The sequence below is a fragment of the Brucella rhizosphaerae genome, assembly GCF_002252475.1.
Lineage (GTDB): Bacteria > Pseudomonadota > Alphaproteobacteria > Rhizobiales > Rhizobiaceae > Brucella > Brucella rhizosphaerae.
In genome coordinates, this window is the sequence record NZ_NNRK01000002.1 from 16,082 (window position 1) to 31,202 (window position 15,121).

Here is a 15,121-nt window from a genome sequence, read left to right on the forward strand (position 1 = left end):
CGCCTTGGTGGAGATCAGGCCATTTCCTTCAGGATCGCGCGGATGGGCAGCGGCGCAGTACCCAAATACCCCGCAATCATCCGCGTGATATGTTCCACGATTTCGTTCTCATCGGAAAGGGAATGCCCGCAATCATTGAGCACGATAGCATGGGTTAAGGTCTCAACGGTGGTGACGCAAATAAATGCGGCTGTGTCCAGGTCTTTGAGTTGGATATCGTCCTGACATTGTTCGAGATAATGCCGAACCAGATGCAGCGTATCCTTGCGGATTGCTTCCACCTCCGCAAGTTTTCCTATGCGGGGGACTTCTTCCTTAAATATGCGGTGCAACTCAGGGTCAACCCGATGCGCAGCAATCATTGCACGAATAAGTTCTCGCATGGCGTTATTCAGATCGTCCGATGCGCATTCCTGCATAGCGTTTTCCAGGAGTGCCAGAATTTCACGATTGTGCCTTGCGACGAGCGCGGCCACCAACGACTCCTTGTTGGGAAAATACTGGTAGAGCGAGCCGATACTCACGCCCGCGACTGCGGCGACGCGATTTGTACTGGTTCGGGCATATCCTTCACGCACCAAAACGCGAGCAGTGGCATCGAGTATCGCTTCGACGGTCATTCTAGACCTTTCTTGCGATGCAGATTTTCTGGGGTTTGTGGGGCTCGGCATAGCCATATCGTCGATTTCCTAATGCGAGTAGACAATGTGAGTTATTACTCACATATTTGATAGAACTCGTCAATTACGATGAATGTTAGGCATAAAATCATGATTAAGATCAGAAAACCAGAATCTAACAGTTAAAACAGAGATTAGAAAATAGAGTTGTATAATACCATGAAGATGATCAATGGAACGTTGCTTGCTGCTGTGATGATAGTCGGCGCTGGTTGTGTCAGTTCTGTACAGAAAAATACGGAAATTTCTGCATCAGAATGTCTGCGCGCTAATCATAATGTGGCGCTCAATAAAAAATGCAATGCACTTAAGCTTGGCTGGAAGGGCGCAAGCGGCAGCGATTTTATCATTCGCCAGTGATTCATCGATAGCACCGGAAGAAAATGCTGGAATGCGGCTGCTAGTCTTTCGGCAGTTGTCTTGAATGCCACTGCACTTCGGGGATCGCCTTGCCAATAGAATAACTGAAGTTTGTTATTGTCATCGCTTTGGTATCGACCTGACATTGAAAGTCGATCGAATACCATTTCGCCCGACTGCGAAAAGCTCCGTCGCGGATAGTGAAGCTTGTGTCGGAAACCACGCCGGCGCTCGGGGCAAGCATATCGGGAAAAGTACCGGGTCTTTGGTGCCGAACCTGCTCCAGCGCCTCGATCCCGCAAATCTGCACAATTCGGTCTCGCGGAGGGAGCTTGCCGATTGCTTGCTTCACGCGCGGATCTGAGAGGGTCTCTTTTGAATAGATTTGGCGCGCAGGTGTGAGTTTGGGCGTCACTTCGCTTGGCTTGTCAGCTGCAACGGTTGGAGTTCGCGATGCCTGTGCCTGTGCCGTTGTTTTGGTTGCGGCGGTCATGCCTTCATCTTCAGTGTGAAGTTCAGTTTCAGATTGAGCATTATTATCGGACTTTTGAAGAACTTTGCTCTCTTCTTTCGCTACCGGATGGGGATTGTCAGGTACTATCGGCGGCTCGGAACTTTCCGTCTGGGCGGGTGGCTTTTTTTCAGTCGAAGCGGATTCGAAAGCCTGAGCCGGCGGCTTAGCGTCCGTATTCGACTTGCTGTCTGATGTGTCTTCGCTTGGTTTTGGAGGAACCAGTTCCACATTAACGCTTTGATCTTCAGCAGGTGGCGACACGTTATGGATGCGATAGAGAAGAAGGAATGCAAAAATCAGATGAAGACCGATGGAGGCGGGGATTCCCCACCCGGCTTCTTCAAATAATTTTTTGGCCAATTGCTGCATGTGCTGAAATGATCGGTTTCCACATATCGACATTAAGGGCTTGTGCAACAGTCAACAAGAGGGTTGCAAGACAACTCACTCGCAGATTTTAGGGTTGGTCAGTTTTTGATGGCACGTTCATAGTAGACTTGCAGCCTCATATAATGTTGAGATTGCCGTCAGAAATCGAGGCGCGAAGGATACCTGTTTACAGACATTGGTGGATAATTATTGCAGTGATATATTACGATCGGCTATAAACACTGGGCAGGACATGCGCTAATCTGCAACACTTGCCAAAACAATATTTTGGTCAAGAGAATGTCACTTTCTTATTTTGATTAATTTGCGTAGTTGCGTACGCCAGAAGCGGTCACAAGAGCCGCTGTGCAAAGTCCGACGATAGACAATACCTGATCATATTCGGGTGTCTCGCCTAACGCGTACAAGTGCCCGGCGATGCGCGACCTTTGGTCAGTGAGTATTTAAAATGAGCCACGGTATTGATGGTGCTGGGTTGGATAAAATTACAGCGGTAAACGACGAAAGTGACGCAAACGGAAGCGAACTGGGTGTGAGCATTACGCCCCGTAGTTCAAGCGCTTCTGCGGCACCTCAGCAGATTTTGTTTGGCGCGGATTTCGCACAGGCTGGTCAACCCGGCGAGCGGCTTGATATCTTTTTTGAAAAACTTGCCGAAAAGTTTGCAGGCTCCATTGCCGTCATTTCTGACGGGCGATCATGGACATACGAAGAACTCGATGAGCGGGCCAATCAGTTTGCGCGGCTCCTGATCGAACATGGCGTCAAGCCCAATGATCGCATCGGTTTGCTGCTGGACCGCTCTGCCGAGACTTACATCACGCTTCTTGCGGTGATGAAGGCAGGCGCTGCATATGTGCCGCTCGCAACAGCCTTTCCAGAAGATCGCATGGCTCTCATCATTGATGATGCCGGCGTCAAGCTTGTGATTTCGCTTCGTGCCTATTCAGCACGTGTGGAACAAATGCCCGTTCCGCATTTGTTGATTGATGCGTGTTCAGCGGAAATCTCTCAGCATTCTAAAGCTCGATTGGATATCGCAGCAAGAGCCGCCAATCCTGATGAGATTTGCTACATCCTTTACACATCCGGGACGACCGGGCGACCAAAGGGCGTGGCCATTCGCCATCAAAGCTTCTGCAACTTCTTGCGTGTCGCAGCAGTTTCTTATGGATACAAGCCTGATGACCGTGTCTATCACGGCATGACGATAGCCTTTGACTTCTCGGCCGAGGAATATTGGGTTCCCTTCACGGCAGGTGCCACCGTCATACCTGCGCCTGGGCCTTTGACGCTGGTTGGCGAAGAACTTGCAGATTTTCTGCGCACAAATGACATCAACTGCATGGCATGCAGCCCGACATTGCTGTCTTCGATTGAAAGTGATGTCCCAAAGCTGCGCCTGCTTATGGTGGGCGGTGAGGCATGTCCTCTCAATCTGGTCACCCGCTGGACGAAGCCCGGGCGACTGTTGCTGAATACTTATGGCCCGACTGAAGCAACCGTTACCGCCACGATGGGTGTGCTCACACCCGATAAACCTGTTACAATCGGCGCTCCCCTGCCAACTTATTCGATTGTCATTATCGATCCGACAGAAGCAAAACTGACTGAGCCTGATGAGCTGGGTGAAATCGGTATTGCCGGCATTGGTCTTGCGGTGGGCTATCTCAACAGGCAGGATCTGACGGATCAGAAGTTCATACCGGACTTTATAGGCCTGCCGAATAATCCGTCGAAACGTATTTATCGTACGGGCGATCTTGGACGGATCAACGCACAAGGCGAGATCGAGTATCGCGGTCGTATCGATACGCAGGTGAAGATCCGTGGCTATCGTATCGAGCTTGGAGAAATTGAAGCCGTCCTGCTCGACAATCCTTCAGTCGCACAGGCAGCTGTGACGACCTGGGAAATTGAGCCGGGTCGCGTGGAACTCGTTGCTTATTATGCGCCTAAATCCGGAATGCCGCCTATCCAGCGCGCTGACATTGCCCGCGAACTCAAACGGCGTCTTCCGTCCTATATGGTTCCGACCTATCTGGAAGAGCTTGATGCAATTCCGATGACGGTTTCCAACAAGGCCGATCTGCGTCAATTGCCAAAACCGACCAATGTGCGTCTCTCGGCCGAACGTGTTATCGTTCCTCCAGCCAATGATGACCAGCGTTTCATGGCCGATGCTTTGGCCGAAGTGCTCAATCTCGATGAAGTTTCGGTCGAAGATAACTTCTTTGATGACCTTGGCGCCAATTCCCTGCTGATGGCCCGCTTCTGTGCGCGGTTGCGTACCGCGCAAGGCTGGGAAATGGCGTCGATGCGGGATATTTATCTGCATCCGTCGATCACTGGTCTTGCGAAACATCTTCATTTGCCACAGCAATCGGTGGCATCGGTTACAGAACAAAGCCTCACCCACAAGACGTCCAATTTTGTATATTGGATGTGCGGGGCAGCTCAGCTCGCATTCTATGCAATCTACAGCTATGTAGGTCTGCTGTTCTTCGATAAGGGCCTCGATTGGGTCTATCAGAAACTCGATGAACCATTGCAGCTCTATTTCCGCTGCGTGGTTTTGGCGGGTGCCAGCTTTTTCGGTATGACAGGGTTTGCGATCCTCGCGAAATGGCTGCTTATCGGTCGCTGGAAAGAAGAACGGTTTCCAATATGGGGATTGCGATATTATCGCTTCTGGGTGGTCAAAACTCTGATCAGGACGGCGCCAGTGGTGCTCTTCCGTGGCAACCCGCTTTATAGCCTTTATCTGCGACTGCTTGGTGCCAGGCTTGGTCGAAATACCGCGATTGAATGTCGTGCGATACCGGTATGCACGGATCTGATCTCGGTTGGCGAAAATTCGATATTGCGTCGCGAATCCAATATTCTGGGTTACCGTGCTGAAAGCGGTTACATTCACACGGGGTCGATTACCATCGGGGATGATGCTTTCGTCGGTGTTGGTTCCACTCTGGATATTGATACAAAGATTGGAAACGGATCGCAGCTTGGTCATGCTTCTTCGCTTCAACGCGGCCAAGCTATTCCTGATGGTGAACACTGGCATGGATCGCCCGCAGCGCAGACCGATGCCGACTACTGCAAAGTTCGCAACATCACGCTGTCCAAAACCCGTCGTGTTGCCTTTGAAATGGTGCAGCTCATCGGTCTTTTTACGCTCATCACGCCGTTTCCGCTGTTGTTCCACAGCTATTGGCAGAATGTTAGTGACGACTATCAGGAAACCATCGGTATTGTCGCCATCGGCACAACAGTAACGCTTTTTGGCGCGATTGCTGTGTCGTTGCTCGCTGCGGTTTTCGTGCCACGCATCGTCAGCTTGTTTCTCAAACCAAACCGCACCTATACGCTTTACGGCTTCCATTACTGGCTTCAGTCAATGGTGGAGTTAAGCAGTAACTCGCGTCTTCTCAATCTGTTGTTCGGTGATAGCTCGGCAATCGTGCATTACATTCGTGCGATTGGATGGAAACTCAACAAGGTGGTTCAGACCGGGTCGAATTTCGGGACCAACCAGCAACAGGAAAATCCGCTTCTGTGCGAAATCGGCTCCCAGACAATGGTGTCGGATGGCTTGTTCATGATCAACATGCACAAATCGGCTGCAACGTTCCGATTGGAACATACCAAGATCGGCGAGCGGAACTACTTCGGCAACAATATTTTCTATCCGCCAGATGGCAGAACGGGCGATAACTGTCTGCTTGGAACCAAGGTGATGGTACCGATTGATGGACCAATTCGTGAGAATGTGGGTCTGCTTGGATCGCCTTCCTTTGAAATTCCGCGCATCGTTAATCGTGATAAGGAACTGATCGCCAATATCGACGAAGAGGACCGACTGCGCCGATTGCGGCGTAAAAATTTCCATAATCTGCGGACGGGATTGATGTTCCTCGCAGCACAATGGCTGATGCTGTTTGCAACAATCGCAATCTGGGATCGCGCGCTCAATTATTATGATGCGTGGGCGCATAAAGCTTTGTTCGTCGCCGTTGTCCTGACTTCCGGTATCGCTATTCCGTTTTATATTCTTATCGAACGGCTTTCACTGGGCTTCAAGGGTCTCAAGCCGCGCATGACGACGATTTACGATGCGGCTTTCTGGCGTCATGAGCGGCACTGGAAACTTTCGGATTCGCCCATTACGCAGCTGTTTGCAGGCACGCCATTCCGCCCGATGATTCTGCGTATGCTTGGTGTGAAAATCGGCAAACGCGTTTACGATGGAGGGGCAAACCTGACAGAGCGATCTCTTGTCGATATTGGCGATGATGCAACCCTCAATGAAGGTTCGGTTATCCAGCCACATTCGCTGGAAGAGGGCGCGTTCAAGTCTGATTTCATTCGGATTGGTCGGGGCTGTACACTCGGACCTGCGGCGTTTGTCCATTATGGCGTCGTGATGGGTGAAGGTTCGATCGTTGATGTGGATTCGTTTGTGATGAAGGGCGAAGTGCTCGAACCATATTCCGTCTGGCGTGGAAATCCGGCCAAGCTTAATCGCTTTGTCGTTCCGGTTGATGAGAACGGTATCGTGTTGGCAGACGTCACGCATGCTGGAAAACTTCATCGTAGTGGAACTGCGGCGCTGGGCGCAAAGAAAGGCATTGCTTGAACAAGCCTTATCCAGAAACGATCCAGGTAGGACTTATTCCTGTGACCGGTAAAATCCGGTCACAGGTTGAGGTATTGGAACTCGCCCCCAGTCAGGTGAATTTAGTCGCAAGTAATACAGAGTCCCTGCTGGAAGCCGATGACGATGCGAACGCCAGACCTAAAGCGATTTTTGTCGCGGGAAAACTGGTGGGCTTTCTTATGTATGATGCAACCAGCGAACCTGGAGTTGCCCAGCTTTACCGTTTCATGATCGACAAATCTTTTCAGGGGCGGGGTTACGGAAAAGCGGCGTTGCAGGCAGCAATAGAAGAAATCAGAACTTTGAGTCATGTCCGCCAGATATCGATCTGTTATGAACCGGAAAATATAGCTGCCCAACAGCTCTACGCGAAAGCAGGCTTTATCGAAGAAGGCCTTGATGAAGACGGTGAGATGATTGCGCATCTCAATCTCCAAGATTGATCTCAACCATGTCACGCTCTTCTGACGATAGCCGGAATTCACCTGAGCATGAAAAAGCATTAAGAGAAGCTCTGTCTGTAATTGTACCGCATGGAATCTCAGTAGAATGTCGAGTAATTGTCAATGAAGATGACACTTTGCTTCTTGCGAAGGAACGACACTCTATTCCAACGACCAATCTACAGCGGCTTAAGGCGAGTGGTGCGGCGCGCTATATTGCGCGCGGGTTACTTGCGAAAGAGGGTTTAAGCGAGTTTCCGATTTTGCGCGCCTCTGCAGGAGAACCCGTCTGGCCTCGGAATATAGTTGGTTCGCTCGCGCATGATGACGAAGTTGCTGTCGCTGCAATCGGAAGCGTTCAGGATTTCCTGGGATTGGGCATCGATGTTGAACCCGCAACACCGCTCCCGATAGATATTCAATCTCTTGTAAGAACTTCTGCAGACAAGACAGAAGATACATTTGGCACTGGTCTCTTTGACCATGTCCTGTTTTGTGCCAAGGAAGCGGTTTATAAAGCCGTCTATCCTCTTGATCGCGTGATTTTGAACTATGATGACATCAGTGTCGATCTAACAACACAAAGCGCAACAACAACGACAGGAAGACGAGTGCAGCTTGCTTCATGCATGTCTCCCAGAATTATTGTGTTGGCTTATATCCCCAGAGTGTAGAGCAAGGTCCATTCAATAACGACTGAAAGCCCGCATTGCTGCGGGCTTTGCTGTTTGACCCCGTCTTAGCTGCGTCTTACTTGCCTTCGATCTCGTTCCAACCGTCGACAATTGCCTTCACAGCTGTCGAGAAGCCCTTCAGGTTGGATGGAAAGTGAACCTTTGCATATTGTTCCTTCGGCAACATCTTTTCCGTAATTTCCTTTGGCAGTTCTACGTCACGGGTCGGATGAGCATAGCCTTCGGCCAGCATAACCTGACCCTGATCGGAGAACAGGAAGTCAAGTGCGCCCTTGGCAGCATCTGGGTGCGGAGCAACTGCGCTCGTGTACTGCGCAAACAACATGCCAACAGTGCCATCCGTCGGGATGATGACCTTGAGCGGCAGGCCGGTGGCATCACGCTTGGCGAAACCGTCGAAGTCGTAAACCATCGAGATCGGGCATTCGCCCTTCTGGATCGAAGCAACGTTGAGCACGACGCCCTTGCGCAGGTTGCCGCTGTCACGAAGCTGCTTGAACCAGTCGAGGCCCGGCTTGACGTTCTCTTCACTGCCGCCATTGGCAATTGCAGCAGCCAGAACTGAAGCGGTTGCATAGGTCGAAACGCGCGGGTCGCGGCTGCAAACCATGTCCTTATATTCAGGCTTGAGCAGATCGTTCCACGTTGCTGGAGCGTTCTTGACCTGATCAGTGTTCACGAGGAATGCAATCGCACCCCAATAAGACGAAGCCCAACGGCCTTCCGGATCCTTGAATTCCGGCTTGATCTTGTCCCAGCTGGAATTCTTATATTCACCAGCCAGCTTGTCGTCGAGAAGGCGGCCGAGGAAGTCATAACCGATATCGCCGATATCCATGACAGGAGCGTTCTTTTCGGCCAGAAGATGGGTGATCTGCTCGCCAGAGGTCATGTCGGTGTCGACATGTTCGACGCCGTAGATTTCTTCGATCTTGCCGAAGATCGCGCCAAGATTGACCCAATCGTCGGACATGCCATAGGAGACGAGTTGGCCTTCCTTCTTGGCACCCGCGACAATGGTTTCAGAGCTCTGGGCGAGAGCGGCGGTCGTGAATGCACACAGAGCAACAGCGCTCAGGGTGCATTTCAGGGCTTTTGCGATCATTACATCGGTCCTTTCAACATTACGGATGGATGGAGAAATTCAACAGGTAGCAACCGACGCACGACGTTTGCGAAAGAGCTGACGGCGGTTGCGACCCGAAGTGGAGAGAATCCCGAGCGAAATCACCCAGGCGCAGGCAAAGCTGATCAGTGCCAATGCGCTGGCCTGACGGCCATCAAAGCGAGTGAATTCAACGAGATACATTGGAAATGTCTTAAACCGCGTGCCGACCAGCAGGTTCGCCAGTGCGAACTCCACAAAGGCTGCGGAGAAGACCAGGAGACTGCCATTGACGATACCGCTGCGAATATTGGGCAGGATAACGAACAGGAAGGTTTGACGTTCGCTGGCACCAAGACTGCCAGACGCTTCGGTCAGAATGCGCGTATCAAGTGTCTCCAGTGCATTCATGACCGGGCGATACATGAATGGCAGCGTGATCGTGACATAGGCGCATATAAGCAGAACCGGCGAATTGACGAATGGTATCGGCAGCGCGCCATAGAAGCGGATAAGACCGAGCGCCAGCACCACTGCCGGAAAACCAAACGGAATGATCGCCAGTATTTCCATCACGGGCTTTGCACGCGGCAGCTTTGTGTGCACCCAATATGCGGTTGGCGCCACAAGTGTCAGCGACAAGAACACCGTTGCAGAGGAAACTGTGAGTGAGTTCATCAGTGTCGTGCGGAAGGCTGTTTTCGCCATCACCTTGCTCCACCATTGGGTCGTAAATCCTTCCGGCCACAGGGTTCTGTCCCAGCGGATCGAGAAGGAGAAGAGGCCAGTGGCAATGATCGGTACGATCATGAACAGCAGAAACAGTGTGATAATCATTGTTCGCGCAAAAGCGGTGGAACCATGCGGTTCGCCAAAAGCTCTGGCACTCATCGCGCGAACCTCCGTACCGAGCGCACCAGAAGCTGATGTGCGGTGACACAGATTGCCATGATAACCAGTGACATGACCGCGATGGCATCGGCAAAAGCTGGTTCAAGCTGAACCTCACCACGGATGAGCGCAGCAATCTGCACCGTAACCAGATTGACCGACGAGCCAGTGAGCGTCCAAGCGGTGGCATAAGCACCAAATGCATTGGCGAACAACAGGAAGAAACAGCTCACAAGAGCAGGCTTCAACACCGGCAGTGCAACCCAAAGCCAATAGCGAAGTGTTCCCGCACCAAGACTGGCAGCCGCTTCTGCCCATTCTTTACGTAAACCCTGAAAGGATGGGATTAGCAGCAGGATCGCCAGCGGTATCTGGAAATAGAGATAGGCAATCCCTAAACCACCCAGCGAATAGATACGAAAATCCGGATAAAGATCAATCCCGACCTTCTTGAGCAGAAGCGTGACAACGCCAGTCGAACCGAGCGTGATAACGAAGGCAAAGGCCAGCGGAGCACCGCCAAAATTTGCCGTCACATCGGCAAGTGCCGTGAGACCGTGTTTTACCTTTTCATTGCGGCTTGTGACGATGATATGCGCCACAAACGCGCCGGCAATAGTGCCTCCAAGGGCTGTAGTAAGCGACAATCCAATACTATTGCCGAAAGCCATCAACATGACAGGTTGAAACACACGCTCGAAGTTTGCCAGCGACAGACCATCACCGGAAATGAATGCGGATTTCACAAGGCTCAGCAGAGGGATAATCTGGAATGCCAACTCGAATATGAGAAAGGGCACAAGCCCCAGCCATACCCAGTCGCGTGGCTTTATTGACCAACGCACTAGCATGATACAACTGTCCCATCGGTTGCGATGATCACAGGCCCAGCAAAATGCTCAGCCGCCTGCGTACAAACCAATGCCAGATCGGCATGCGGGTAAACATGGGTCAGAACGAGCTGACCAACACCCGCCATTTGCGCGATCATTGCCGCGCCCTCAGGTGTCAGATGGTCATCGGTCTGCGTGCCGTTTTCAAACGAACATTCGCAGACAAAAATATCTGCCCCACGTGCGATCTGCGCCATGGCAGTTCGGTCCACTGCGTCGCCCGAATAGACAAATGTGCCGTTTGCTAGTTCCACACGGAAAGCCAGGCTGTTGGATGTATGACCGGTCAGCCAAGTCTCGACTGTCATGGTAGCTACTTCATGACGACCAGCAGTCAATTCAAGCACTTCGAGCGAATAGCTTTCCGGCACTGCGTCCCGGTAAATTTCAAGCAGACGCTCGATAAAGGTCTTCAAACCATAGCAGCCTGCGATGATAAGCGGCTTGGTGCGAACCCAACCCGGAGTCGCATTGAGAGAATGTAATAGCGTCACAATATCAAGCGTATGATCAGGGTGGAGATGCGAAATGAAAATCATCTCGATGTCGCGATAATCTACATCTGCCAAAGCCAGTCGGCTAATCGATCCCGGTCCCAGATCAAAGATCGCGTATTGTTTGCCATAGCGAAGCAGATGGCACGAAGGGCTGCGCCCATTGGCTGGTAAAATCGTCCCTGCACCAATGACCGTTACCGCGAAATTCTCGCCGTTGTTCTTTGCGCTGGAGTGATCTGTTTGTAAGCTATGCATTCAAGTCCCCGTGTCCTCTACGGGCCTTAAAACATGCTCACGTAACAATCAGGTGACAATCTTCATATTATTCATACTATTTAAATCCAGATGCTTCATAAGCCTCATTCAGAAGGCCTTTACCAACATTGTGGTTGTCGAACAAACTTCAGAAAAGTCGTGTAAGCACTGGTAGATTGCAGTTAAGGGGACCCACTAGATGCATAAAGATGCCGAACAAAACTATGCCATATATCCGAGCCTTAGCCGGCGCAGCATATTCATAACCGGTGGCGCAAGCGGCATTGGTGAAAGCCTCGTTCGACATTTCTGCGCGCAAGGCAGCAAGGTTGCATTTGTTGATATTGCCGAGGATGCTGGTCATAACTTGGCACAATCTATTGCCGGCGCTAGTCTGAACGAACCGTTTTTCATTCCCTGTGATCTGCGCGACATTCCTTCACTACAATCAGCAATTGCCCAGGCCAGTGATACCAATGGTCCTGTAGAAGTCTTGTGCAACAATGCTGGTAATGACAACCGGCACCGCACAGAAGATGTCGACGTGAGCTATTGGGATGACCGCATGGCAGTCAATGTGCGCCATCAGTTCTTCGCGGCCCAAGCAGTTCTGCCGCACATGCGTGCACAAGGTAGCGGCTCCATCATCAATTTTGGGTCCATCACATGGATGGTTGGAGATCCCGATTGCCCTGCCTATGTGACCTCTAAAGCCGCCATTTACGGCATGACGCGTGCGTTGGCGCGTGAGTTTGGCCCCCACAATATCCGCGTCAATTGCCTCGTTCCCGGATGGGTTATGACTGAACGGCAGATGAAACTGTGGCTGACGTCAGACGGGGAAAAGCAAATCAACGAGCGGCAATGCCTGCCTTCACGTCTGCAGCCATCGGATATCGCACGCATGGCCTTGTTTCTCGCGGCCGATGACAGCGCTATGTGCACAAGCCAGCAATTCATTGTGGATGGCGGCTGGGTTTAAGCTCCAGCACCTATGCCGGTAATCTCAATAAGGCGCGCCTGCAACGAGGGCGTGCTGGCGAGAATGGCTTTGCCTTGTGTGAGATCATCATTGGCTGAAAAGCTGCTGACCCAACCGCCAGCTTCCTCGATCAGCAATGCCCCCGCCATAACGTCCCAGCTCTGCAAGAGCAACTCGCAATAACCATCCAGCCGTCCAGCCGCAACATGTGCCAGGCCCATTGCCGCTGACCCATTCTGCACAAAACCAAACTCCGCAGCCGTCAACCGACCCAGCAACGCTATATAATCAGCAACAGGCAGTTTGGTGGAATAACCGGCATCAATTATGGCGTCTTCTGGTCCTGCTGGTTCGCGTACTGCAAGACGTTCGTCATGGCAGAATGCACCACAACCGCGTTTCGCCGAGAATATTTCACCCGTTGCAGGATTATAGACAACACCAATTTCACATCGGCCCTGACTGACAAAAGCTATGGATATGGCGAAATGCCCGATGCCGCGCGCAAAGTTCTGGGTGCCGTCAATCGGGTCAATAACCCAGAGATTGCGGGCATTCGATCCGCCTATTTCTTCTGACAGGATACCGTCCTCCGGAAAATACTCTGCAATTATCTGTCGCAAGCGATGATCTATCGCGAGATCAGCTTCAGTCACCGGATCGTGCAAGCCTTTTGATCTCAGGCCGAGCATTTCGGGTTTGCGAAAAGACGCCATGGCAATTTCACCCGCTTCAAGCACCATTTTTTTGGCCGCAGCAAACCGGGCGTCAAGATCAGGTAATTTCATGTTTTTGTCTCGGGGTGATTGGTTTTAACGCGAACGGGAGCGTCGTGCATCCAATGATCGGTTTACATCCGCTTCGGACTTGTCCAGCAACTCAACGAGTGCGGCACGCGCACCATCTGCATCATGCTGCTCAATGCAATCACAGACGCGTTTATGGAGCGGAAGCGATGGGCGCTGACCCAACGGATTGTCATCCGAAAGTCGGAAACTTATCAACATTGCCGCTTCTGTGAGTGCGACCAGAGAACCGAACAGCTCATTGCCGGTCATGCGCAAAATGGCTTGATGAAATGCGAGGTCCGCTTCTGCAAATCGCTCGTTGTCATCCGCCCAATGTTCCATCTGATCATAAAGACCACGAAGCTGTGAAACTGCTTCCGGGCTGGCTCGCTCAGCTGCGAAGCTTCCTGCCATCGGTTCGATAGCCTTACGCAGTTCAAAGAGACTCTTCACATCTTCCGCATTGCTGCTTGCACCAAAGCGCCAGGTTAACACATCTGGATCAAGAAAATTCCACTCGGCTCGATTCCGAATGCGTGTGCCAATCTTGGGGCGAGACTCCACCATTCCCTTACCGGCGAGAACCTTGATGACCTCGCGCAGAACTGTACGGCTGACGCCATGCGCGGCACTCCAGTCATCTGCATTGGGCAAGGGATCACCGGGGGCGAGTTCGCCCCGGACGATGCTTTGTCCAAGCTGATCGAGCAATCGCGCATGAAGGCTGATGCCGCCTGATCCAATCGTCCGATGACTTGCGAGGCGCATGCAAACTCCTAAAGGCGTATCATTAATCTTGTGATTAATATGAATTTTAGCGGCGTGTCAAATTATACAGCTTTGCATCACGGAAACGCGTTCAACGCCAGTAATAGTGGTGCCAGTCGTTTTTCTGGACGTGAGGGAGCGCATATCGTGCGTTGCTTGCTTATTCCCGCCATCTGACCTGCATTGTATTTTTTCAATGGCGTATAGTGCCTGATAATCAAGACGCTCTGTTTATCCCTGTTGCACATAACATCTGCCGCAAACGTGTGCCGAGCCTGCCGTATCACCGCGGGCAATACTCAGGACAACAGGACGGGCAGCCGGGCAATAATACCATAACAATGACCCGAGCAGCAGCGCGTGCTGTCAGCATGACCAGCACAGGGACAGGTGCTCAGTCATATGGGGGCGCTGTTAATATTACTGGGGCCAACATAACAACGAAAGGAGTGAATGTGTTTGGGTTAGCCGTGACCAACAGCGTTCTGGGCGTAAATTCAGTTGGCGTGCAGGCTAGGTCAAGTGCAGAAATTGTAGTGGTTGTCTATTCCAATGGTGCTGTTTGGTCCGGGGATCAAGAAGTTGAATTTTTCCAGTTGGCCGCTTCATACAATAGCTCTGATTCGGCTTTGCCCTGTAGTTATTTTACTGATTTGCGTTAATATAAGTCGTAATTTATACTTTAAATTAGTAATATAAACTATACATCAGATTAGAATTATAGAAATCCGCAATTAAATAGCAATAGAATTGTACAAATGCATTATAAAATTAAAAAAATCATTAATATTTGCTTTAGTATTATTGCTGTAGTATAGATTTACAGATTTTATATTTAATATAATTGTCTTTAAAGGCGGATTTTCTGGTATGAGAAATATTCCTGTTACGCTGCATTCTACTCGCATTAACAAGTCAACTGTCTTGATCCGTTCAGTGTCGCCTCTGGCCCTTATCAGGGCAATTGCTCCGGCGGCCACATTCGCGATGTGGGGTGTGGCAGGCATTTCTGTTCTGGCTACAAACGAACCTGCTTTCAGCCAAACTGGAATTATTTTGGCGACCAACACTGAGAGCAGTGGCGGTGCTGGCGGAAAGTCATCCAGCGGTACGAATGGCGTTGCCGGTACAGCGGGAGCTGATGGTGCCGGTGGTGCGGGGGGAGGCGGCGGTGCGGGTACTGGAACACCGACGGGCGCGGGG

15 protein-coding genes are annotated in these 15,121 nt (G+C 51.3%); 7 read left to right on the forward strand and 8 right to left on the reverse strand.

Translation table 11 applies throughout. The features are described 5' to 3' along the window. Positions 1-14 precede the first annotated feature (14 nt). A complete protein-coding gene (locus CEV32_RS00075; RefSeq protein ID WP_094573414.1) occupies positions 15-620 on the reverse strand; it encodes a TetR/AcrR family transcriptional regulator in 606 nt (201 codons plus the stop codon). A gap of 219 nt (positions 621-839) precedes the next feature. On the opposite strand from CEV32_RS00075, the gene CEV32_RS00080 reads away from it, so the two are divergent. Continuing rightward, complete coding sequence (locus CEV32_RS00080) at positions 840-1,040, forward strand: hypothetical protein (RefSeq protein ID WP_094573415.1); 201 nt, start codon at positions 840-842, stop codon at positions 1,038-1,040. 40 nt (positions 1,041-1,080) lie between these two features. On the opposite strand, the gene CEV32_RS00085 is transcribed toward CEV32_RS00080, so the two are convergent. Further along, positions 1,081-1,923 carry a DUF930 domain-containing protein gene (locus tag CEV32_RS00085; protein ID WP_094573416.1) on the reverse strand — a complete coding sequence of 281 codons (843 nt, stop codon included), beginning with the start codon at positions 1,921-1,923 and terminating at the stop codon, positions 1,081-1,083. 469 nt (positions 1,924-2,392) lie between these two features. Between CEV32_RS00085 and CEV32_RS00090 the strand changes: the two genes are divergently transcribed. Genes CEV32_RS00090 through CEV32_RS00100 form a run of 3 tightly spaced genes read left to right on the forward strand, consistent with a single transcriptional unit; the run spans position 2,393 to position 7,718 of the window. Next, positions 2,393-6,580, forward strand: a complete 4,188-nt coding sequence (locus CEV32_RS00090; protein WP_094573417.1) for a Pls/PosA family non-ribosomal peptide synthetase — start codon at positions 2,393-2,395, stop codon at positions 6,578-6,580. Beyond that, positions 6,577-7,044 (forward strand): GNAT family N-acetyltransferase, encoded by a 468-nt coding sequence (locus CEV32_RS00095; RefSeq protein ID WP_235818670.1) that lies wholly within the window; start codon positions 6,577-6,579, stop codon positions 7,042-7,044. Before CEV32_RS00090 ends, CEV32_RS00095 begins: the two co-directional genes overlap by 4 nt. An 8-nt stretch (positions 7,045-7,052) precedes the next feature. Further along, entirely contained in the window at positions 7,053-7,718 is a 666-nt protein-coding gene (locus tag CEV32_RS00100) for a 4'-phosphopantetheinyl transferase family protein (protein ID WP_094573426.1), read from the forward strand. Positions 7,719-7,794: 76 nt separating this feature from the next. On the opposite strand, the gene CEV32_RS00105 is transcribed toward CEV32_RS00100, so the two are convergent. From CEV32_RS00105 to CEV32_RS00120, 4 genes are read right to left on the reverse strand one after another with little or no spacing between them, the layout of a single operon-like run. Continuing rightward, positions 7,795-8,844 carry an extracellular solute-binding protein gene (locus CEV32_RS00105; RefSeq protein WP_094573418.1) on the reverse strand — a complete coding sequence of 350 codons (1,050 nt, stop codon included), beginning with the start codon at positions 8,842-8,844 and terminating at the stop codon, positions 7,795-7,797. Between the two features lie 39 nt (positions 8,845-8,883). Next, complete coding sequence (locus CEV32_RS00110) at positions 8,884-9,735, reverse strand: ABC transporter permease (RefSeq protein ID WP_094573419.1); 852 nt, start codon at positions 9,733-9,735, stop codon at positions 8,884-8,886. After that, positions 9,732-10,586, reverse strand: a complete 855-nt coding sequence (locus tag CEV32_RS00115; RefSeq protein ID WP_094573420.1) for an ABC transporter permease — start codon at positions 10,584-10,586, stop codon at positions 9,732-9,734. The genes CEV32_RS00110 and CEV32_RS00115 overlap by 4 nt, the downstream gene beginning before the upstream one ends. Continuing rightward, positions 10,580-11,380 carry an MBL fold metallo-hydrolase gene (locus CEV32_RS00120; protein ID WP_094573421.1) on the reverse strand — a complete coding sequence of 267 codons (801 nt, stop codon included), beginning with the start codon at positions 11,378-11,380 and terminating at the stop codon, positions 10,580-10,582. Before CEV32_RS00120 ends, CEV32_RS00115 begins: the two co-directional genes overlap by 7 nt. Positions 11,381-11,579: 199 nt before the next feature. Here CEV32_RS00120 and CEV32_RS00125 point away from each other — a divergent pair, with 199 nt between their 5' ends. Further along, entirely contained in the window at positions 11,580-12,362 is a 783-nt protein-coding gene (locus CEV32_RS00125; RefSeq protein WP_094573422.1) for an SDR family NAD(P)-dependent oxidoreductase, read from the forward strand. Here CEV32_RS00125 and CEV32_RS00130 read toward each other — a convergent pair. Both CEV32_RS00130 and CEV32_RS00135 read right to left on the reverse strand, forming a co-directional pair. Next, positions 12,359-13,150: an inositol monophosphatase family protein gene (locus tag CEV32_RS00130; RefSeq protein ID WP_094573423.1), complete on the reverse strand. Its 792-nt coding sequence runs from the start codon at positions 13,148-13,150 to the stop codon at positions 12,359-12,361. The genes CEV32_RS00125 and CEV32_RS00130 overlap by 4 nt on opposite strands. Before the next feature lie 24 nt (positions 13,151-13,174). Continuing rightward, the gene (locus tag CEV32_RS00135; RefSeq protein ID WP_094573424.1) at positions 13,175-13,918 is read right to left on the reverse strand and encodes a FadR/GntR family transcriptional regulator; all 744 of its coding nucleotides are present in this window, start codon (positions 13,916-13,918) and stop codon (positions 13,175-13,177) included. Between the two features lie 152 nt (positions 13,919-14,070). Between CEV32_RS00135 and CEV32_RS23285 the strand changes: the two genes are divergently transcribed. Both CEV32_RS23285 and CEV32_RS23545 read left to right on the forward strand, forming a co-directional pair. Continuing rightward, positions 14,071-14,580, forward strand: a complete 510-nt coding sequence (locus CEV32_RS23285; protein ID WP_143128765.1) for a hypothetical protein — start codon at positions 14,071-14,073, stop codon at positions 14,578-14,580. Positions 14,581-14,788: 208 nt separating this feature from the next. Then, the coding region (locus tag CEV32_RS23545) for a hypothetical protein (RefSeq protein WP_208620760.1) at positions 14,789-15,121 on the forward strand (333 nt) is incomplete at its 3' end.

Coding starts and splice junctions, on each gene's coding strand:
- CEV32_RS00115 (WP_094573420.1), bottom strand. CDS start 10,586: ATGCTAGTGCGTTGGTCAATAAAGCCACGCGACTGGGTATGGCTGGGG.
- CEV32_RS00105 (WP_094573418.1), bottom strand. CDS start 8,844: ATGATCGCAAAAGCCCTGAAATGCACCCTGAGCGCTGTTGCTCTGTGT.
- CEV32_RS00080 (WP_094573415.1), top strand. CDS start 840: ATGAAGATGATCAATGGAACGTTGCTTGCTGCTGTGATGATAGTCGGC.
- CEV32_RS00125 (WP_094573422.1), top strand. CDS start 11,580: ATGCATAAAGATGCCGAACAAAACTATGCCATATATCCGAGCCTTAGC.
- CEV32_RS00100 (WP_094573426.1), top strand. CDS start 7,053: ATGTCACGCTCTTCTGACGATAGCCGGAATTCACCTGAGCATGAAAAA.
- CEV32_RS00075 (WP_094573414.1), bottom strand. CDS start 620: ATGACCGTCGAAGCGATACTCGATGCCACTGCTCGCGTTTTGGTGCGT.
- CEV32_RS00130 (WP_094573423.1), bottom strand. CDS start 13,150: ATGAAATTACCTGATCTTGACGCCCGGTTTGCTGCGGCCAAAAAAATG.
- CEV32_RS00085 (WP_094573416.1), bottom strand. CDS start 1,923: ATGCAGCAATTGGCCAAAAAATTATTTGAAGAAGCCGGGTGGGGAATC.
- CEV32_RS00120 (WP_094573421.1), bottom strand. CDS start 11,380: ATGCATAGCTTACAAACAGATCACTCCAGCGCAAAGAACAACGGCGAG.
- CEV32_RS00090 (WP_094573417.1), top strand. CDS start 2,393: ATGAGCCACGGTATTGATGGTGCTGGGTTGGATAAAATTACAGCGGTA.
- CEV32_RS00135 (WP_094573424.1), bottom strand. CDS start 13,918: ATGCGCCTCGCAAGTCATCGGACGATTGGATCAGGCGGCATCAGCCTT.
- CEV32_RS00110 (WP_094573419.1), bottom strand. CDS start 9,735: ATGAGTGCCAGAGCTTTTGGCGAACCGCATGGTTCCACCGCTTTTGCG.